Source organism: Mucilaginibacter sp. OK098 (genome assembly GCF_900142915.1).
Taxonomy (GTDB): Bacteria; Bacteroidota; Bacteroidia; order Sphingobacteriales; family Sphingobacteriaceae; genus Mucilaginibacter.
Genome location: NZ_FRCM01000006.1, coordinates 254,000 through 273,259 on the forward strand (window position 1 = coordinate 254,000; position 19,260 = coordinate 273,259).

A 19,260-nucleotide genomic window follows, 5' to 3' on the forward strand; every position below is an offset into this window, starting at 1 on the left:
TCCCTATATTCAGCCATCACTTAACTGGCTGACACAAAATGAAATCCCCCATCAAAATCGTTATCGCCCTATTATTAACCACTGCGCTATTCGGCTGCAAAGAAACCCCAACAAAAAACAACCGCCTTGGCAATGCTACCCGCGAGGACAAAAACGGCTGGATCTACATACATCTTGCAGGCTCCCCTGCCGATATCGGGTATCAGCACGGCTTTTTAGTTGCCAAAGAAATTGATACCTTAATAAAGGTGATGCAATATTACTTGCCAACCACCAGTGGTAAGGACTGGGCCTTTTACCGCTCGGCCTCACAGCGTTTTTTATGGAAAAAGATTGACAAGGAATACCAGGATGAAATAAAAGGCATTGCCGAAGGCCTGCAGGCAAAGGGCATGAAATATGACACACTGGATATTACTGCCCTAAATGCCAATATCGAACTGGCGCAATACTATGTTGCCGGGCTGAATAATAAAGTTAAACCCGGCAGCGGGGATAATAAAGCCCCAGGCAATTGCAGCGCATTTATTGCTACAGGCAGCTTTACAAAAGATCATAAAATTGTGATAGGCCATAACAACTGGACAGATTATATTGTTGGCGAACGCTGGAATGTTATTGCTGCTATTAAACCCGAAAAAGGCAACCATATGCTGATGGATGTAGCTCCGGGCTTTATCCATAGCGGCGATGATTTTGTGGTAACCAACAGCGGCATCTTAATTACTGAAACCACCATTACCGGCTTTAAAGGTTTTGATACTACCCGCACACCTGAATTTGTACGTGCCCGCAAGGCTGCACAATATGCCCGCAGCATTGATGATGTGGTAAAAATAATGACTACAGATAATAACGGCGGCTATGCTAACGACTGGCTGATCGGCGATACCAAAACCAACGAGGTAGCCAAGCTTGAGCTGGGCCTTAAGAACTATAAAGTATGGCGTTCAAAGGATACAGCTATTATCGGGTCAAATTTCCCAAGCGATCCTAAGCTGATAAAAGAAGAAACCACATTTGATGTGAACAACAAAGAAAATTCACCAAATGCCCGCAGGTTGCGGATGGAGAAATTAGTTGCTGTTGATTATAAAGGAAAGCTGGATGATGAAAACGGCAAAACAATTGAAGGTGATACCTATGATGCATTGCACAGCAAAAACGCCTACAACCGCTGTGTAATTGATGGCCATGTTGATGAAGATCCTGTAGGAGTTCCTGAATGGAGTGAAGGTCCGTTTTACCCGATGGGCGCTGTGCAGGGAAAAGTTAGCAGCACAGCACTGGCTAAAAAGATGGAGCTATGGGCACATATGGGCCATCCCGGAGGCGCCGATTTTTTAGCTGATCCGTTCTTCAAAAAACATCCGGAGTATTTTAAAACACAGGGTAAATATTTAAGGGATATGAAAGCTTATCCGTGGACATTGTTTAGTGCTACTAATTAATTTTAGCCGGTATACTAATTAAGTTGCCGTTAAAATACTTAGTTTAAATGCGTTAACAAACGTTTGTGCAGTCTTTAATGAGCTGATTAAATAGTCATTTCTTAACTTGAGGTAAAATTAACCAGTAAATTTTAATTAAACCTTAAATTATGAAAAAGTATCAGCTACATTATTGGCTATGTTTTGTTATGGCTTTTTTATTTGCCTGTAAAAAAGATGCACATCAACCTGCATCAAAAAATTCACCGCTTACAGATAGTACAACACTGAAAACACAGTTTCTTGGAGGCACTTCGCTTGACGTTCCTATGGGTGGCAACGCATTTGTAACTACACTGGCTTCAGGAGGGGCTGAAACGGTAACCTCAAATACACTCTCAAACTGGACCAGTCCGAATAGTATTTTCTCTGCCTACTTTCGACTGAGCAACACAGGTACTTTAACTGTAAAAATGAAAGCCAAAGTGCCATCAGGAAATAGCAAGGTTAAGCTTACAATTAATGGTATGGCATTTACTGTATCATTATCAGGTTCAGCCTATTCAACCTTTAATGTCGGAACCGTAAATATTAGCAGTCCAGGTTATGTAAAAGTAAACTTCCAGGGCGTAAGCAAAACCGGTTCCTATTATGCGGATGTGTCCGATTTAATTATTAGCGGAACTTCGGTTGCATCAAACGTAGCTTTTGCTAATGATTCTACAAATTTTTACTGGTCGCGCAGGGGGCCATCGGTACATTTAGGTTACACTGCTCCTGCCAATTCGCAATGGTTTTATAATGAAGTTACTGTTCCTGTTGGCCAGGATCCTGTTGGCTCTTATTTTATGGCCAATGGTTTTAATGAAGGATATTTTGGAATGCAGGTAAACTCATCAACCGAACGCCGTATTTTGTTTTCTGTGTGGAACCCGACAGTGGGAACTACAACCAGTACAAGGGCCGGAACGGGTGTTGTGGTTCAAACCTTTTCAGGAGAAGGCAATGGCGGACAAGCGTATCTTGATTATAATTGGGTAGCCGGCAATACCTATAAATTTTTAACCGAAGCTGTGCCCGATGCTTCCGGTAATACTACCTTTTCTTCATGGTTTTATGCGCCTGAAGTTGGCTCTTGGAAATTCATCACCTCGTGGTTAAGGCCGTCTACCAATACCTATTTGGCCGGATTATATTCATTTCTAGAGAATTTCAACGATACGAACGGGTATCTGGGCAGGAAAGGTAATTTTGGTAACCAATGGGTAATGAGTTCAACCGGTATCTGGACAGAGTTAACCAGCGCTTATTTTGACGGCGATGCTACAGCCAATAACCAGCAAAGGATGGATTACGCAGGTGGCCTTGCAAGTGGAAAGTTCTATTTGCAAAACGGAGGTTTCTTTGCAAATTATGTAACCCTTAATCAAACATTTACCCGCGCGGCAACTGGCACACCACCAAGCATCAATTTTTCAACGCTACCATAGGCTTATTTTAAATGGTTGCGGCTCCTTATTATAATTTACAGTTATTAGCTGTACCATAAATACACTTACGCCCTTCTGCTGATATAGCAGAAGGGCGTAAATATTTCTGATTGGTATTTCCTGAAATCAATTTCCCTATTCTGTCATCAACCTTCTTATTAACTCCGCGCTTTGTTTATTTCCTTCTTCAAGTCTGCCGTCAAAAAATGCTTGTACTTCATTAAATTGCTTCTTGTAGCCCTGCATATCGCCATGACCAATAATAGATGACCACTCCCTTACTGCAGAGTGAAATTCCAGGTCATCTCCCCTGATCGTTTTATCATATAAAGCAGTTACTATCGATTCTTCCAGCAGTTCTTCATTTTTAAAAAGATACTCGGCTATGCCAAGTCGTAATCGGAAAGGCGGGGTTTGGCAGATAAGGTTATCATAAGGATTAACACCCAAATGATACCAGGCATCAACCATGCTTAAGATACTTAAATGCGAATTAGGTTTTTGCTGCTCGGGCTTTTGCGAAAGAGAAAATTCCTTCATCACCGAATCGTTCAGCATAATAGGTTTGCGACTTTCGTGAAATACAAAATCACGGGCACGGTAAAGCCTTGCCCTGAACACTTCCTCTTCTTCTTTTATCATCAGTTTAAAAAGTTCCGACTCTGATACCGCATAACGCTTTACCTGTTGCCTTGCGTAAGGGTTCAATATGGCCAGGCCTGCATAAACGTGTGCCTTATAGCTAAAGATGCGCAATGTGGTCAGGATCTTCACGTTATCAATACCACCTATATATGAAGCATTTTCCCAGGGAAAAAAGCCAGCCTCTTTCCAGGCGGTGCCCATGCTCTCAAAGCCTACGTGTGTTACGGCCTGTGTATCGGCAACTATCCTGTCATGCTCATGGTAATCGTTCATCTCAACAATGTCTGACCCTATTGACGTAAAAAGATCCAGCATCCGTTGGTATGCGTCATCATCCGCACGATGGCGGATCAGGATCAGTGTTTGCCCTTTAGGCTTAAAGCCCGGGCCGTGCATTCCATGGAAAGTAATGATCTGTGCATCCGCAGGCAGGTATTTTTCAAATGTGGTGATCTCCGGGGTTTTAACAGATGTTTGCCCGGCTACTATTGCCCCATATTTAGTTGATGAACCACATTCGGCAACAACCTGCAGCATCTTATCAGCTTCAACAGAGTAGATGATCAGGTCGCTGATCCGCGATACCTCCAGCCCGCTAACCATAATTTTAATATGATAAGGAGCAAGCTCTTCTTCCAGCCTGTTACGGTTCTCGGGCAGGTCGCAGCCGCAAACCTGGTATCCTGCATCTGCAAAAGCTTTGGCGTATAAACGCCCCATATCTCCTAAGCCTATAATGCCTATATTCATGCTGCTAATATAAGTATGAGTAGCAAAATTCCGTAGTAAACCTTACATTCGCTTTTATAAAAGGGCATTTTAATACAATAAAAACATTAAAAGCCCTGTTTTGTTAATATTGTTGAACCAAATTTATACCATGAACAAGATTTTTATTGTAAGATTATTCACCATTATTACGCTGATTCTCCCTGGCGCTGCACCTGTTTTTTCAAACAACAATAAAAACTTCGTCGCTGTGCATAAAACACTTATGCAAATCCCTGCCGCTAAACCGGCGCCTATTGCAGTAAAGCAAGCCCCGGCTTACCGGCTGCTTCACAGAAAGCCCACAAAAGAAGATACGATCCTTATGCGTGATAAAACATTGGGCGGACAGTATAAATATCTTTTAACTAAAACATATCACGTCCAGGAGCCCTTTATAACCTCATTTTATAAAAATTTAAAGGATACAATAAATGTTGAGCGCCGTAAACGGCAGGAGGCAGAAACAAAGCTTGCTGCTGAAACTAAAACTACCGGCGATCTGCAAACTAATGTAAGTGAAAAAGAAAAATCACTGGCACAATCAAATGCCAGGGTTAATTCGGTAAACTTTTTGGGTATTTATATTGATAAGTCTGTTTATAACCTTATAATGTGGGGCCTGGTGATTGCATTGGGCGCTACAGCTGCGGTAGTGATAGTTCGTTCGGGAAGCCACAGCCGAGAGGCCAGGTACAGGATAAACCTTTATAACGAGCTTGAGGAAGAGTTTAAAACATACAAAGCAAAAGCTAACGAAAAGGAAAAGAAACTTGCCCGCGAACTGCAAACCGAGCGGAATAAGGTAGATGAATTGATGGGAAGATCATAAGCAAACCGGGATGAAAGCCTACCTGTTTGGATGGAATCCGCTGAAATGGCCGTGGGAAGATCTTGATAACGATATTAAAAAGCTTTCGCAATCAGGAAACCTCAAAGATAACTGGAGTGTGGTTAGCCATAAATCAATACAACCAGGAGACAGGGCATACATTGTAAGAGTGGGAGTTGAGCCAAAAGGAATTTTTGCTTCGGGTTTTATTTCGTCGCAGCCTTATCAGGCATTTCGGAAAGGCAGAACATATTATCGGATTGAAATTATGCTTGATGTTTTACTCAACCCGGGTAAAGAGCAAATTCTTGCTATGGAGATTTTAAAAACAGGCAACCTGGCTGAACAAAACTGGACGCCGCAGGCTTCGGGCATATCTATAAGGCCACAATTGGTTGATGAGTTAGAAAGCGTTTGGCTTAACTTTTTAGGCACGAAAGAGGAATTTAATCTTTAAATATCTCAATTATGATGACCGCCCACGATCCTTTTGGCAACAGGATAACTTTCGGAGAAGAAATCACGGCGATTGTAACATAATAACGCATTAGGCAATCTAAAGATCGTTATGATCTCAAAATACCAACTATATCTTATCGCCATAGTTTTTGTAATGGCAGGCTGCACCAGGACATCTAACAATGCAGGGTCGGTTAGAAAGCTAAAATCGCTGTTAGATAAAAACGAATATTTTAAGCTTGATGCCAAATTTAAATTACTAACAGATAGCATTGATGATGATAACCGGCTGTATTTTAAATCATACCTGGATAACGCTTTTAACCGTAACAATGAATGCATTAAAGACATTGATTCACTTTTAAAACAACCTGCCCTTAAATTACCGGATTCGGTAAAGTCGGCTTTAAAGAGATTACAGGGTGATAGTTATTTTAAAACATATCAATATGCAAAAGCAGCCCAATGCGATAGTAATATCCTGAAACAGTATAAGCATGCATTGCATAAAGATGATATTGACGATATTAGCAATGATCTTTTGATCCGTAATGCGCTTAAAAACATACCGGCGCAGCAAACCCTTATAAAAAATAACACCACCATACCCTGGAAGAAGGACAAGATCGGCTTGATTGAAATTCCTTTTACCGCACATGAGCAAAATTTTGATGCCATATTTGATACCCGGGCCAATATTTCTTCAATTACCCAAACGTATGCTAAGAAATTAGGGTTGCATATTTTGGATGTTTCCTATAATGAAGGCAGCGGCGCTACAGGCCTGCAGTTTAAAACAGGGATGGGTATTGCTGACAGCCTTTATATTGGAGACGTATTAGTGAAGAATGTGGTTTTCCAGGTAATGCCGGATAGCATCCTTTATATTGCCCCGGTAAAATTTCAGCTCAATGTAATTATAGGGTTCCCGGTTATTGAGCAATTACGGGAAGTACATATTTTCAGCAATGGAAAAATGACTATCCCATTAACTCCTGCCGAAAGCGATCTGCACAATTTTGCACTCGATGGCCTCGATCCGGTTATAGCATTAAAATCAGGCAATGACACCCTATCCTTTCATTTTGATTCAGGTGCGAGCAGTTCTGTGCTGTATGCTGCTTACTTTGAAAAGTATAAAGCCCGTGTTATAAAAGCAGGCACCCAAAAAACCGTTGGATTTGGCGGTGCAGGAGGTGCACAAAAAAAGAAGGTTTATGTATTACCCAAATTCAATTTAACACTGGGCAGCAAAAGCGTAGTTGTTGACAATGTTAGCGTACTTACAAAACCGATAACTCCCGGCGAAAAATTTTATGGCAACATAGGCCAGGATTTTACAAACAAATTCAGCGAAGTGATCTACAATTTTAAGGACATGTATATTAATGGTAAATAACTGCCTGCAATTATAGGGTCCTGACCAGGCTCGGTGGCTAAGCCTCCTGCATCAATACTTAATATTGTATTTATACAATCGGTGTATATTTGCGTGCGATGGTATCATCGCAACTATCATTCATAAATTATGCCCTTAAAAAAACGCAATCCGCGTATCCGGCCGGTCTTTAAAGTATCAGCCATTGATGATCAGGAAAAGTTTAAACCATTACCTCCTCCAACCGGAAGTTATCCCTACAGGCTTGATATTGAAGAGATTTTACCCGGAATCGATCAACATCAACTTGTTTTTCACATGGCGGGAGATACCGGCAGCCTGCGTTCGCCTGGTTTTCAGAAATTGGTAGCTAATGAAATGACACGGCAATACGACAATGAATCAACAACAGCAGATAAACCGCAATTTTTATTTCATTTGGGTGATGTAGTTTATAATTTCGGACAGGCGTCACAATATTACGATCAATTTTTTTCTCCGTATAAAAACTACCCTGCACCCGTATTCGCCATTCCCGGGAATCATGATGCCGATGTTGACCCCTTAAACACTGAAAAACCACAAAGCCTGGACGCTTTCAGAGCAGTGTTTTGTAATACAGCGGTAAAACCAATAGCTCTCGCAGGTGATACCAACCGCAAAACAAACATACAACCAAACCTATACTGGACGCTCCGTACACCTTTAGCTGATATTATTGGTTTGTATAGCAATGTCCCAAAGTTTGGAACAGTAACTGATGAACAGAAAAATTGGTTTGTCAACGAGTTAAAAACACTTTCCCCTGATAAAAAAGCATTGATTGTATGCATTCACCATGCGCCTTACTCTGCTGATATAAATCATGGCTCCAGCCTGCACATGCAGCGGTTATTGAATGAAGCATTTGCTGCCGCCAATGTGTTGCCTGATATCGTATTTAGCGGCCATGTGCACAATTATCAGCGGTTTAATAAAACCTATCCCAACGGAAAGGTAGTTCCGTTTATAGTAGCCGGTGCCGGTGGCTATTCAGACTTGCATGAATTGGCTGAACCCAACGACCCGCAATTTCCGGATGAAAACAGCCTGCTTAACGATGTTGAATTAAAAAACTACTGCGATGAAGCACACGGTTTTTTGAAGATCAAACTCTCAAAAGAAAAAGGGGGTATTATTTTATCGGGGGAGTATTATACTATCCCGCATATTGGTTTAGAAAACGCAGGCGCTACTTTGTATGATTCTTTTACGGTAAGCATTAATTAAAGCTATTTAGAATTTCAAAATAAATAGATTAGAATCATAAAAATATGGGATCCTGCCTGTTATCCCAAAAGAATAACACTTCAATATAAGTATCTCCAACCCGATAAAACATTGAACAGTTTTTATGGACAAAAGCTTTCCGAACTGTTTGCGCTTTGTTTACTGCCTGGAAAATTAAAGGAAATTTGCTAATTATCTCCGTCACTTTGTAAGCGCGTCTTCTAAATTCCTTTAATTCTTTTTCGCTCCACTTGGCCATTATTTGTTCACCGATGCACTCAAATGTATCATCTGCCTCATCAGAAAAAATTACGTCGAAGTGCATTAATCAGCGGGATATTTCTTCTTAAATTCTTCAAATGTAACAAATCGTCCTGCAACAATATCGGCTTCGCCACGAGCAATTCCCGCTAACACGTGTGGGGGAAGCTCCCCTTCATCATCTTTGACAAAAGAAATTTCCAACGCTTCTAAAAAAGCTTTCATAAACTTTTCCTGTTCATCTGTAGGGTATATCACATAAGCTGCCATAAATCAAATTTAGATAAAAATCTAATCTCTACCAAAAAAGCCAACTCTTTCGAAATGGCTTTTTAATTTATCCTGAATCTTGATTCTTATCTCTTGATTCTAAAATATCGATCTTCCGGTACTATCACACCTTGATCTCAACTTCAACACCGCTTGGCAATTCAAGCTTCATTAAAGCATCAACAGTTTTTGAATTTGAACTGTAGATATCCAATAAGCGTTTGTATGAGCATAATTGAAATTGCTCACGTGCTTTTTTGTTTACGTGCGGTGAACGCAATACTGTGAAAATTTTCTTTTCAGTTGGTAAAGGAAGCGGTCCGCTTACTACAGCGCCTGTCGGCTTTACTGTCTTTACGATCTTTTCAGCTGATTTATCAACCAGGTTGTAATCGTACGATTTTAATTTAATTCTGATCCTTTGGCTCATTTTGTTTTTTTTGTGATGATCTCACCGATTAAGAATGATTTCACCGATTTGTTAATTATCACGCCTAAGAGCTATTTAATAGGCTATGATCGTTTATTTAAAAAGTTGATTGGCAACTAATCTCTAATCACCAATCAACTAATCTCTATTTACGCGTTCGCAGCAGCTTTTTTGCCTCTTGCTTTGGCAACTACTTCTTCCTGTACGTTACGTGGTGCTTCAGCATAGTGATCAAACTCCATGGTTGAAGTAGCACGGCCCGAAGTGATGGTACGTAACTGGGTTACATAACCAAACATTTCTGAAAGTGGTACAGTAGCTTTAATTACCTGTGCACCTGCGCGTGAATCCATACCTAACAGCTGGCCACGACGACGGTTCATGTCACCGATAACATCACCCATGTTTTCTTCAGGGGTTAAGATCTCGATCTTCATGATCGGCTCAAGTAACATTGGTTTACATTTTGGCAACGCCTCGCGGTAAGCAGATTTTGCAGCTATCTCGAAAGATAACGCATCTGAATCGACTGCGTGGAATGAACCATCAATTAAACGTACTTTTAAGCTGGTTAACGGGTAACCGGCCAATACACCATTTGCCATTGAAGCAGCAAAGCCTTTTTCAACAGATGGAATAAATTCACGTGGGATTGAACCACCGCTAATTTCATTCACAAACTGTAAGCCTTCTTTGCCTTCGTCATTTGGTGAAAGGATAACCTGGATATCGGCAAATTTACCGCGACCACCGGTTTGTTTCTTATAAGTTTCGCGGTGCTGTATAGTACCGGTAATTGATTCTTTGTATGCTACTTGTGGCGCACCCTGGTTAACCTCTACTTTAAACTCACGTTTTAAGCGGTCCATGATGATATCTAAGTGAAGCTCGCCCATACCTGAAATTACAGTCTGGCCGGTTTCTTCATCAGATCTTACACGGAAAGTTGGATCTTCTTCAGATAATTTACCTAAAGCCATACCCAATTTATCTACGTCAGCCTGTGTTTTAGGCTCAATAGCTAAACCGATAACCGGCTCAGGGAAGTTCATTGATTCAAGAACGATAGGATGTTTCTCATCACAAAGGGTATCACCTGTTTTAATATCTTTAAAGCCTACTACCGCAGCAATATCACCTGCACCTACATTAGGGATAGGGTTTTGCTTGTTAGCATGCATCTGGAAGATACGGGAAATACGCTCTTTGTTGCCTGAACGCATGTTATGTACATATGAACCAGCCTCAAGGTTACCTGAGTACACGCGAATAAAGCACAAACGACCTACGAAAGGATCGGTTGCAATTTTAAACGCTAATGCTGCAAATGGCTCTTTTTCTGATGGCTGACGAATAATTTCTTCGCCGGTATCAGGATTAGTACCCACAATGCCATCCACGTCCATAGGTGAAGGAAGTAATTCCATCACATAATCAAGCATGGTTTGAACACCTTTGTTTTTGAATGATGAACCGCAAACCATAGGAACGATCTTTGCATCTAAAACAGCTTTACGTAAAGCGTCAAGCACTTCGCGTTCAGTAATTGTTTCAGGAGCGTCAAAGAATTTCTCCATCAGGCTCTCATCATAATCAGCTACTGATTCAAGAAGTTTTTCTCTCCACTCAGTTGCTTCTTCAATCATATCCTCAGGGATAGGCACTTCAGTAAAGGTCATCCCTTTATCATGCTCATTCCAAACAATACCTTTCCAGTTAATTAAATCAACAACACCTTTAAAGTTCTCTTCAGCACCAATTGGCAACTGTAAAGGAACAGCGTTGCTGCCTAACATACTTTTTACCTGTTTTACAACATTTAAAAAGTCGGCGCCTGAACGGTCCATTTTATTAACGAAACCTATACGGGCAACGTTGTAGTTATTTGCAAGTCTCCAGTTGGTTTCTGATTGCGGCTCAACACCGTCAACAGCTGAAAATAAGAAAACCAAACCATCCAATACACGTAATGAACGATTTACCTCAACGGTAAAATCCACGTGTCCCGGGGTATCAATAATATTGATGTGGTATTGGTGACCTCTGTATTTCCAGTCGATAGTAGTAGCAGCCGAAGTAATGGTAATACCACGCTCCTGCTCCTGTGCCATCCAGTCCATTGTAGCTGCACCTTCGTGAACCTCGCCAATTTTATGGCTAAAGCCAGAGTAGTACAGTATACGCTCTGTAGTTGTAGTTTTACCAGCATCAATGTGAGCGGCAATACCTATATTTCTTGTATATCTTAGATCTCTTGACATTATCTTTTTTTGATTTCTCTGATTATTTAATGATTACACCGATCTGCAATCATAACAAAATCGGCGTAATCCAATATTAAATCGGTGTAATCTTATTAATTAGAAACGGAAATGTGAGAACGCTTTGTTAGCCTCAGCCATTTTGTGCGTATCTTCTTTCTTTTTCACTGCTGCACCTTCACCTTTAGCTGCTGAGATGATCTCGCCTGCTAATTTCTCCATCATGGTTTTTTCACCACGACGACGGGCATAGTTGATCAGCCATTTCATACCTAAAGCTACTTTACGTTCCGGACGAACTTCTGTAGGCACCTGGAAGTTTGCACCACCAACACGACGGCTTTTTACTTCAACAGCAGGCATTACATTGTTTAAAGCTTTTTTCCAGGTATCCAACCCGTTTTCGCTGGTTTTCTTTTCAACAATATCAACAGCATTATAGAATATGGCGTATGCGGTTGATTTTTTACCGTCATACATCATGTTATTTACAAACCTGGTTACCAGAACATCATTGAATCTTGGATCAGGAAGAAGGATTCTTTTTTTTGGTTTTGACTTTCTCATTGTTACTATCCTCCTTTAATTATTTCTTTTTACCTTTTGTTGGCGCTGCTGCTACTTGACCCGGTTTAGGGCGCTTAGTTCCGTATTTTGAACGGCGTTGGTTACGACCGGCTACACCTGATGTATCTAATGCACCACGGATGATGTGGTAACGTACACCTGGTAAATCCTTAACACGACCACCACGGATCAAAACAATAGAGTGTTCCTGTAAGTTGTGACCTTCACCAGGGATGTAAGCATTTACTTCTTTTCCGTTGGTAAGGCGCACACGGGCCACTTTACGCATTGCTGAGTTTGGTTTTTTAGGGGTAGTGGTATACACGCGTGTGCATACTCCTCTTCGCTGTGGACAGCTGTCCAACGCTGGTGACTTACTCTTGTCAACCAGAGCTACTCTACCTTTTCTAACTAATTGTTGAATAGTAGGCATTCTTCCTTTTTTTGTTTATTTGTTTTTAACCCGGTTTTCGGGACTGCAAAAGTACGGACTTATTTTTTGATTTTCAATAGGTTATTGAAAAAAGTTTGAGGGGTTAAGTAATAAAGGTTGAAAGGGTTATAGATGTTGAAGTTGCTGACTATGGTTATGGATTTAGAATTATTTGCTTCCGGGGTATTCTAAAATCTTTTTATCCTTCTAATCTTAGCCTAAACATACGGTTTAATCTTAATTAAATCTGCGTTAGTCAATTTGCAGAATGAAGATTTCAGTCATTAAATTTTCAGCCATCTTTAGTTTGCTGCATTTTAAATTAACGCTTTAAAGCCATCCTGAATTTAGCCGGGGTGACTTGATAGTGTAACCGGAAGGATCTAATCAGGTGTGTTGCATCTGTGAAACCGGAAAGATGGGCAATTTCATTAATCTGCCCTTTTGTTTTGAAAAGCAACCCCATAGCTTTTTGCAGACGCATTTTTAACTGGTATTCTCCGAAAGTCAACCCTTCCTTTTCTTTGAATGCCCTTGCTAAATACATTGGATGGACAAAAACTCTTTCTGCCACCGAGCGAATTGTATGATGAACATTAAATTCATTTTCGAGTATATCCTTAACTTTAGCCATCCACACCAGGTGGGAAGAAACTTTCATTTTTACGTTTGCAGACAGCCAACTGAATATGTATTCATCTGCTATAACGGCATCTTCATATTTACAAAAAGCAAACATCGCCTTATAAAGATATTCTAAAACACCCGTTTCATAAACAACTGAAACCATTGGCAGAGAACAAGATAGTTCATGTTTTTCCAGCAGCTCTTTTTTGAACTCAACATTAAAGCACCTGCCGCCCTGCCTGAGAAACTGGTTGGCGTGCCTGTAGCCGGAAGGACGAAACAAGATTTGGCCGGGGAGGACCAGTTTATTTTCTTTTTCGTTTATCTCGTGATAATTACCGTTAATCAACAACGACAAGTAAGGGTTTTCATGATAATGCTCGGCTAACTCCGTAAGGGGCTCATACCGGGTAACATTAATCTTACAAGATCCGTTTTCCTGATTCTGTGCTTCGGTTCCGAAATAATTCCCCGCTAGTAATAAAACTGGCATACTTGTTATCTATATTGAACGTAACTAATTCTGAATATCATTTTTAAAATATCATCTAAAAAACGATAAAAATAAATTAAAAATATAAATACTGTAAACCCCGGTTTTATGAATTGTAGCATTCGTCCCTTAAATACGCTATTTTATATAGCTTTTAACATCATGACCCTGACTGTTAAGTGAAGCTGTATTCTCAATTAATAGTTTTACTGCAGCAGCATTTATCCGCTGGTATGAAACGGTTTTCCACTTATTAATGTTCTTTTCAAATTCAACATCAAATATAACTTTAGATAGGTCCCTTATCAGGCAATAATTAGCAAACGGATGTGAATTTTCATAACTACTGTGATCAGATTCATTTATAAAAAACTCCATTGTATGGTAAACAGACTGTTTCAGCAAGCTTAATTCAACCAGTTTGGCCCTGTATTCCAAATCTGCTCCTCCTAAGTGAGGAAACAGTTTTGAATCTGCAAAATGACGGCCCTCATGCGCTAAAAGGTCAACCAAAAAATCTTCACTTTTAACATCATATGCTTTGCTAACCGCAAAAATGGCCGAACTGGTTGTCCACCCCCCGGGATAATTTTTTCCAAGAGTGGCATATTCTTCCCAACCGAGGCTAATGAAACCATCCATAAATACTACCGGTGCCTGTATCTTTTCCTTTTGTATCTGAAATTCATAAGTGGTGTCTCTTTCCTTACGCCACACAAGCAAATCGTATAGTTTACCTGTTTTTCCAAATCCACTGGTATAAAGGCCGTTTGTCCGGATGTATTTGGTCATATATAAATCCAGGGTATCAACCGGTAATTCACTGTGGACAATTTTCAAATGATATTTCTCCGCCAGGAAAGTACTTATGTTTCTTATAATGAGTGTGTCATAATTTTTATCTTCATTTTTCAGCGATAATCTCCAGTAATCCCTGAAAAATTTGACCAGACTATCTATTGGGGATTTTCTTTCTATCAGGTAGCTGCTTTTATCCTCTTTGTATTTGAAGCGGTTATAAAAATTCTTTATAAACTCTTTATCTTTTTGAGTAATTAATTCAGCGCTGTCCGCTTTTAAAATAGTAAGGGCAGCATTAATGTTAGCCTGTAAAGCATATCCATATATTTTCTTATAATTTATCTTTACGCTATCAACTTTAGACGACTGTGCGAAAGATGAATAAAAGATAAATAACAGGCCGGTTATAAAAAATATTTTGATAAATATGAATGAACGGATATGGTGCATTGTGTTAATAATTATATCTGGCAAATTACGCCTAAAATCACAAACAGAAATAGTATCAGATTAACCTTTTTTGAAAGGCTAAAAGAAGCTTACAACTTTTGTTGGATAGTAATAAATGGTAGCAATTGAGCAAAAGACATCAGATGTCCCTAAATTCAGCATAAAATATAACCTGCACAATCATTCAATCAAAAAAATCAGCAGTCAAAAAAAAGAGTCCCGGATCTCCCCGTGGCTCTCTATACAACCTCACTTATCTTATCTTAAACAATCTTTAATTAATAACCGTGACGGTAGTAATGATGGTGATGACCTCCATATCCGCCTTCTACATAACAACCTGAAGTTACTGATACTATGGCGCTTATTAAAAGTGCAAATGCTACAAATTTCTTTTTCATGGCTTTAAGTTTTAATATCAACATCCTTAATTGGGGCGTTTGCATGTTTGATACATTTAAAACGAAAAGGATTAACCGGCATGTGTTTATTTATATGATTATGTTTGAAGAGTGAGGGGATGAAGCGTTAAAAATTATCCTAAAATCCTTCAAACCCAAAAAATACTGGTCAAAATTTGCATTTATATAAGCACTTATATAAATTGCGCCATGAATTTATATCAAAGTTTGGGATACCTGGTATTGGGCAGCCGGTTACGGCGGCTGAGCGAGGGTTTCCTGGCAGAAATTAACCGGGCTTACCAAAATGAGGGGATCGACTTTGATGCCAGCTGGTTCCCGGTGTTTTACTTATTATCGAAAAATAATTCCCTATCTATAAAGGAGTTAAGCGAGCAAACCGAGGTTTCGCACCCGGCAGCAAGTCAGCTTATAACTAATCTTAAAAACAAAAAGCTGGTAACCAGCGCTACCTGTGCCGATGATGGCCGCAGGCAGCTGGTGCAGCTAACAGATAGTGGCAGGGAACTGCTTACGCAGATCTTACCAATTTGGGATGCCATATTATTAGCTATGGATGATGTACTTTCAAATGATGAGGCTTGCAAACAGCTATTGCCGAGTATCAGTGCGTTAGAGAATGCGTTCCGCTCGGCCAACCTTGCTGATAGGATCAGCGATAAACTGAATATAGAATTAAAAGCCGAAGCACATGAGTAACATTTTTAACTATGGCAGCAGCCATTTAACTATCGGCACCTGCCTTGACATTGCAAGCGGGAAAGTTAAAGGTGTTATCGATACTGAAGCAGCTGAAAAGATCCGGTCATCATGGCGCGAGGTTGAAAAAATAGTTCATGCGCAGCACCCTGTTTACGGGATAAATACAGGTTTCGGGCCATTATGCGATACCCGGATTTCGGAAGCTGATACTTCCCTGCTGCAAAGCAACCTTTTAAAAAGTCATAGCGTTGGTGTGGGCAATCCCATCCCGCAGGAAATAGCAAAGCTGATGATGATCAGCAAGGTGCAGGCGTTAACACAGGGCTTTTCAGGTATCGCGTTAGCAACACTTGAACGCATTATCTGGCATATTGATAATAATATTACCCCTATAGTGCCCGAAAAAGGTTCTGTTGGCGCTTCCGGTGATCTTGCCCCCTTAGCCCACCTGTTTTTGCCCTTGATAGGTTTTGGCGAGGTTTATGAAAATGGCGAGCGCTTACCCGCAGCTAAAGTATTAGCAAAGCATAATTTACAGCCACTAATTCTTGGGCCAAAAGAAGGACTTGCCTTAATAAACGGCACACAATTTATCCTGGCATTTGCCATAAAAGCAGTGCAGCGTTTAAATGATGCCTTGAACCGCGCCGATTTAATCGGTGCGATATCGCTGGAAGGGCTGATGGGCTCCGCTCGTCCATTCGATGAAAGGCTGCACCAGTTGCGCCCTTATAAAGGCACTAAACTGGTTGCCAAACGCCTGCATACCTTATTAAAAGATTCGGAGATCTGCAACTCGCATGTTAATTGCGACAGGGTGCAGGACCCCTACTCGCTGCGTTGTATGCCACAGGTACATGGCGCATCACGCAATGCCTGGCTACATCTGAAAGAATTGACAGAGATCGAATTGAATTCGGTTACCGATAACCCCATTGTTTTTAATGCTGAAGATACCATCAGCGGGGGTAATTTCCACGGGCAGCCTTTAGCCATGGTGCTTGATTATGCCACGATCGCGACAGCAGAATTGGGTAATATTGCCGACAGACGCTGTTACTTAATGAGCGAAGGAAGGTACGGCCTACCGAAACTATTAACCAATAATGCGGGCTTAAACTCTGGTTTAATGATCCCGCAATACACAACGGCGGCATTGGTTACCGAAAATAAAACATTATGTTTCCCGGCAAGTGCAGATAGCGTGCCTACCTCATTAGGGCAGGAGGACCATGTTTCCATGGGCTCTATCAGCGGGCGCAAGCTAAACCAGGTGATTGATAACCTGGAATATATCCAGGCTATTGAGTTGCTTTATGCTTCGCAGGCAATGGATTTCAGGCGACCGCTTAAATCAACTCCTGTTGTGGAAGCCTGCCATGCACTGGTGCGTGAACGGGTACCACATATTGGAGACGACAGGATCTTTGCCGATGATATTAACGCCTTACATCAGATAGTTACCGATGGCACATTTTTAACAATTGCCAACAATACAGCAATAGCTCACCATATTAATTTGAACGATGACGAATTCGGAATTTATTAAAACCTACGCAACTCACCCGGTGTACAAGGCGCCGCGCGGGATGCAGCTGCATGCTAAAAGCTGGCAAACAGAGGCCCCATTACGGATGCTGCTCAACAACCTTGACGGGCAGGTTGCCGAAAACCCGGATGAACTGGTAGTTTATGGCGGCATAGGCCAGGCTGCCCGGAACCCGGAAGCATTGCGCAAAATAATTGAACTGCTGCTTGAGCTGGATGAACACCATTCGTTACTGGTGCAATCGGGTAAGCCTGTGGGCATTATCCGGAGCCACCCGGAAGCCCCGCGTGTGCTGATTGCCAACAGCAATTTAGTGCCTGCCTGGGCAAATTGGGAGCACTTTAATGAGCTAAGGTCAAAAGGCCTGATGATGTATGGGCAAATGACTGCCGGCAGCTGGATCTATATTGGTACACAAGGTATTTTACAGGGCACCTACGAAACATTTGTAGAAGCAGGCCGCCAGCATTTTAATAATGACCTTACCGGTAAGCTGATCGTTAGCGCAGGCATTGGCGGCATGGGTGGTGCACAGCCACTAGCCGCAACCATGGCAGGCGCTGTATTTTTAGGGGCAGATGTTGATGAAACCCGCATTCAGAAACGACTGGACAGCCAATACATCGATAAAATGACCCACAGCTACGAAGAAGCAATTACCTGGGTTAAAGATGCAATGGCAAAAGGCGAAACGTTATCGGTAGGATTAGTGAGCGATGCCGGCGATATGCTGGAAAGACTGTTGAAGGACAATTTTATTCCCGATATGCTTACCGACCAAACCTCGGCCCACGATCCGCTGAATGGTTATATCCCAAATGGCTTATCATTAACACTGGCATCAGTATTAAGAAAAACTGATCCCATCGAATATAAAAGGCTCTCTTTAGCCAGCATGGCCAGGCATGTAGGCCTAATGCTGCAATTACAAAAACGCGGCGCAATAACCTTTGATTATGGCAACAACCTGCGCGAATTTGCAAGGCAGGGCGGTGAAGAAGATGCATTTAACTTCCCCGGCTTTACCCCGGCTTATATCCGTCCGCTCTTTTGCGAGGGCAAGGGGCCGTTCAGGTGGGTAGCCTTATCAGGCGATCCGGAAGATATTTTCACAACCGACCGTGCCCTGATGGAGTTGTTCCCGGATGATAAGCCATTGATAAAATGGCTTAAAAATGCACAGGAAAAGATCTCGTTTCAGGGTTTGCCCGCACGCATTTGCTGGCTGGGCATGGGCGACAGGGAAAAAGCTGGTTTAATGTTTAACGAACTTGTAAAAACTGGTAAAGTAAAAGGCCCGATAGTAATAGGCCGTGACCATTTGGACTGTGGCTCGGTAGCATCGCCAAACCGGGAAACGGAATCGATGAAAGATGGTTCGGATGCGGTATCAGACTGGCCGTTACTTAACCTGATGGCTAACACGGCAGGTGGCGCAACATGGGTATCATTCCACCATGGTGGCGGTGTGGGTATGGGTTATTCGCAGCATGCTGGCATGGTTGTTTTAGCTGATGGAACAGACAGGGCGACAACCTGTTTAAGTAGGGTGCTTTATAATGACCCTGCAATGGGCATTTTCAGACATGCGGATGCGGGATATGATAAGGCAGAAGAATGGGCGGAGAGATTTGATTTGAAAGTTTGGTAAGAGAGAAGAGGTGAAAGGTAAAAGCTGAAAGGCGAAAGGTAAAATATACATCTTTGTCATTGCGAGGAACGA

At 41.4% G+C, this 19,260-nt stretch carries 19 protein-coding genes; 9 read left to right on the forward strand and 10 right to left on the reverse strand.

Annotation, left to right across the window (positions count from 1 at the left end; translation table 11 throughout):
• Positions 1 to 38: 38 nt before the first annotated feature.
• Both BUE31_RS20945 and BUE31_RS20950 read left to right on the forward strand, forming a co-directional pair.
• On the forward strand, positions 39 to 1,451 hold the full coding sequence (locus BUE31_RS20945) for a C45 family autoproteolytic acyltransferase/hydolase (RefSeq protein ID WP_083620167.1): 1,413 nt from the start codon (positions 39 to 41) through the stop codon (positions 1,449 to 1,451).
• A 149-nt stretch (positions 1,452 to 1,600) separates the two neighbouring features.
• A complete protein-coding gene (locus tag BUE31_RS20950; protein ID WP_083620169.1) occupies positions 1,601 to 2,920 on the forward strand; it encodes a DUF3472 domain-containing protein in 1,320 nt (439 codons plus the stop codon).
• 135 nt (positions 2,921 to 3,055) lie between these two features.
• Here the strand turns inward: BUE31_RS20950 and BUE31_RS20955 are convergent, their stop codons facing one another.
• A complete protein-coding gene (locus BUE31_RS20955; RefSeq protein WP_073405799.1) occupies positions 3,056 to 4,315 on the reverse strand; it encodes a prephenate dehydrogenase in 1,260 nt (419 codons plus the stop codon).
• A gap of 130 nt (positions 4,316 to 4,445) precedes the next feature.
• On the opposite strand from BUE31_RS20955, the gene BUE31_RS20960 reads away from it, so the two are divergent.
• The 4 genes from BUE31_RS20960 to BUE31_RS20975 all read left to right on the forward strand — a co-directional run bounded on the left by BUE31_RS20960 (position 4,446) and on the right by BUE31_RS20975 (position 8,271).
• On the forward strand, positions 4,446 to 5,165 hold the full coding sequence (locus BUE31_RS20960) for a hypothetical protein (RefSeq protein ID WP_073405800.1): 720 nt from the start codon (positions 4,446 to 4,448) through the stop codon (positions 5,163 to 5,165).
• Between the two features lie 10 nt (positions 5,166 to 5,175).
• Positions 5,176 to 5,622, forward strand: coding sequence for a hypothetical protein (locus tag BUE31_RS20965; RefSeq protein ID WP_073405801.1), 447 nt, complete (start codon positions 5,176 to 5,178; stop codon positions 5,620 to 5,622).
• A gap of 111 nt (positions 5,623 to 5,733) precedes the next feature.
• Positions 5,734 to 7,023, forward strand: a complete 1,290-nt coding sequence (locus tag BUE31_RS20970; RefSeq protein WP_083620172.1) for a retroviral-like aspartic protease family protein — start codon at positions 5,734 to 5,736, stop codon at positions 7,021 to 7,023.
• Positions 7,024 to 7,152: 129 nt separating this feature from the next.
• A complete protein-coding gene (locus BUE31_RS20975) occupies positions 7,153 to 8,271 on the forward strand; it encodes a metallophosphoesterase family protein (RefSeq protein WP_073405803.1) in 1,119 nt (372 codons plus the stop codon).
• Positions 8,272 to 8,305: 34 nt separating this feature from the next.
• Here BUE31_RS20975 and BUE31_RS20980 read toward each other — a convergent pair whose 3' ends face one another.
• From BUE31_RS20980 to BUE31_RS31150, 9 genes are all read right to left on the reverse strand, one after another.
• The gene (locus tag BUE31_RS20980) at positions 8,306 to 8,596 is read right to left on the reverse strand and encodes a type II toxin-antitoxin system RelE/ParE family toxin (RefSeq protein WP_073405804.1); all 291 of its coding nucleotides are present in this window, start codon (positions 8,594 to 8,596) and stop codon (positions 8,306 to 8,308) included.
• On the reverse strand, positions 8,596 to 8,802 hold the full coding sequence (locus tag BUE31_RS20985) for a DUF2683 family protein (RefSeq protein WP_073405805.1): 207 nt from the start codon (positions 8,800 to 8,802) through the stop codon (positions 8,596 to 8,598). Before BUE31_RS20985 ends, BUE31_RS20980 begins: the two co-directional genes overlap by 1 nt.
• Positions 8,803 to 8,926: 124 nt before the next feature.
• Positions 8,927 to 9,232 carry a 30S ribosomal protein S10 gene (gene rpsJ / locus BUE31_RS20990; protein ID WP_022830652.1) on the reverse strand — a complete coding sequence of 102 codons (306 nt, stop codon included), beginning with the start codon at positions 9,230 to 9,232 and terminating at the stop codon, positions 8,927 to 8,929.
• A 149-nt stretch (positions 9,233 to 9,381) separates the two neighbouring features.
• Complete coding sequence (fusA, locus tag BUE31_RS20995; RefSeq protein ID WP_073405806.1) at positions 9,382 to 11,493, reverse strand: elongation factor G; 2,112 nt, start codon at positions 11,491 to 11,493, stop codon at positions 9,382 to 9,384.
• 99 nt (positions 11,494 to 11,592) lie between these two features.
• On the reverse strand, positions 11,593 to 12,060 hold the full coding sequence (gene rpsG, locus BUE31_RS21000) for a 30S ribosomal protein S7 (RefSeq protein ID WP_073405807.1): 468 nt from the start codon (positions 12,058 to 12,060) through the stop codon (positions 11,593 to 11,595).
• Positions 12,061 to 12,079: 19 nt separating this feature from the next.
• Complete coding sequence (rpsL, locus tag BUE31_RS21005) at positions 12,080 to 12,493, reverse strand: 30S ribosomal protein S12 (protein ID WP_073405808.1); 414 nt, start codon at positions 12,491 to 12,493, stop codon at positions 12,080 to 12,082.
• Positions 12,494 to 12,815: 322 nt separating this feature from the next.
• Positions 12,816 to 13,613 (reverse strand): helix-turn-helix transcriptional regulator, encoded by a 798-nt coding sequence (locus tag BUE31_RS21010; protein ID WP_073405809.1) that lies wholly within the window; start codon positions 13,611 to 13,613, stop codon positions 12,816 to 12,818.
• Between the two features lie 138 nt (positions 13,614 to 13,751).
• On the reverse strand, positions 13,752 to 14,864 hold the full coding sequence (locus BUE31_RS21015; RefSeq protein ID WP_073405810.1) for a hypothetical protein: 1,113 nt from the start codon (positions 14,862 to 14,864) through the stop codon (positions 13,752 to 13,754).
• Between the two features lie 278 nt (positions 14,865 to 15,142).
• Positions 15,143 to 15,310 (reverse strand): hypothetical protein, encoded by a 168-nt coding sequence (locus BUE31_RS31150; RefSeq protein ID WP_159440721.1) that lies wholly within the window; start codon positions 15,308 to 15,310, stop codon positions 15,143 to 15,145.
• A 165-nt stretch (positions 15,311 to 15,475) separates the two neighbouring features.
• On the opposite strand from BUE31_RS31150, the gene BUE31_RS21025 reads away from it, so the two are divergent.
• From BUE31_RS21025 to hutU, 3 genes are read left to right on the forward strand one after another with little or no spacing between them, the layout of a single operon-like run.
• Entirely contained in the window at positions 15,476 to 15,985 is a 510-nt protein-coding gene (locus BUE31_RS21025) for a MarR family winged helix-turn-helix transcriptional regulator (RefSeq protein ID WP_073405812.1), read from the forward strand.
• Positions 15,978 to 17,537, forward strand: a complete 1,560-nt coding sequence (hutH, locus tag BUE31_RS21030) for a histidine ammonia-lyase (protein WP_073405813.1) — start codon at positions 15,978 to 15,980, stop codon at positions 17,535 to 17,537. The genes BUE31_RS21025 and hutH overlap by 8 nt, the downstream gene beginning before the upstream one ends.
• The gene (gene hutU / locus BUE31_RS21035; protein ID WP_073405814.1) at positions 17,515 to 19,188 is read left to right on the forward strand and encodes a urocanate hydratase; all 1,674 of its coding nucleotides are present in this window, start codon (positions 17,515 to 17,517) and stop codon (positions 19,186 to 19,188) included. Before hutH ends, hutU begins: the two co-directional genes overlap by 23 nt.
• The last annotated feature ends 72 nt before the right edge of the window (positions 19,189 to 19,260 follow it).

Excerpts from the sequence above, each read along its gene's own strand:
- BUE31_RS20945 (WP_083620167.1), top strand. The coding sequence starts at position 39 with ATGAAATCCCCCATCAAAATCGTTATCGCCCTATTATTAACCACTGCG.
- BUE31_RS20950 (WP_083620169.1), top strand. The coding sequence starts at position 1,601 with ATGAAAAAGTATCAGCTACATTATTGGCTATGTTTTGTTATGGCTTTT.
- BUE31_RS20955 (WP_073405799.1), bottom strand. The coding sequence starts at position 4,315 with ATGAATATAGGCATTATAGGCTTAGGAGATATGGGGCGTTTATACGCC.
- BUE31_RS20960 (WP_073405800.1), top strand. The coding sequence starts at position 4,446 with ATGAACAAGATTTTTATTGTAAGATTATTCACCATTATTACGCTGATT.
- BUE31_RS20965 (WP_073405801.1), top strand. The coding sequence starts at position 5,176 with ATGAAAGCCTACCTGTTTGGATGGAATCCGCTGAAATGGCCGTGGGAA.
- BUE31_RS20970 (WP_083620172.1), top strand. The coding sequence starts at position 5,734 with ATGATCTCAAAATACCAACTATATCTTATCGCCATAGTTTTTGTAATG.
- BUE31_RS20975 (WP_073405803.1), top strand. The coding sequence starts at position 7,153 with ATGCCCTTAAAAAAACGCAATCCGCGTATCCGGCCGGTCTTTAAAGTA.
- BUE31_RS20980 (WP_073405804.1), bottom strand. The coding sequence starts at position 8,596 with ATGCACTTCGACGTAATTTTTTCTGATGAGGCAGATGATACATTTGAG.
- BUE31_RS20985 (WP_073405805.1), bottom strand. The coding sequence starts at position 8,802 with ATGGCAGCTTATGTGATATACCCTACAGATGAACAGGAAAAGTTTATG.
- rpsJ (WP_022830652.1), bottom strand. The coding sequence starts at position 9,232 with ATGAGCCAAAGGATCAGAATTAAATTAAAATCGTACGATTACAACCTG.
- fusA (WP_073405806.1), bottom strand. The coding sequence starts at position 11,493 with ATGTCAAGAGATCTAAGATATACAAGAAATATAGGTATTGCCGCTCAC.
- rpsG (WP_073405807.1), bottom strand. The coding sequence starts at position 12,060 with ATGAGAAAGTCAAAACCAAAAAAAAGAATCCTTCTTCCTGATCCAAGA.
- rpsL (WP_073405808.1), bottom strand. The coding sequence starts at position 12,493 with ATGCCTACTATTCAACAATTAGTTAGAAAAGGTAGAGTAGCTCTGGTT.
- BUE31_RS21010 (WP_073405809.1), bottom strand. The coding sequence starts at position 13,613 with ATGCCAGTTTTATTACTAGCGGGGAATTATTTCGGAACCGAAGCACAG.
- BUE31_RS21015 (WP_073405810.1), bottom strand. The coding sequence starts at position 14,864 with ATGCACCATATCCGTTCATTCATATTTATCAAAATATTTTTTATAACC.
- BUE31_RS31150 (WP_159440721.1), bottom strand. The coding sequence starts at position 15,310 with ATGCAAACGCCCCAATTAAGGATGTTGATATTAAAACTTAAAGCCATG.
- BUE31_RS21025 (WP_073405812.1), top strand. The coding sequence starts at position 15,476 with ATGAATTTATATCAAAGTTTGGGATACCTGGTATTGGGCAGCCGGTTA.
- hutH (WP_073405813.1), top strand. The coding sequence starts at position 15,978 with ATGAGTAACATTTTTAACTATGGCAGCAGCCATTTAACTATCGGCACC.
- hutU (WP_073405814.1), top strand. The coding sequence starts at position 17,515 with ATGACGAATTCGGAATTTATTAAAACCTACGCAACTCACCCGGTGTAC.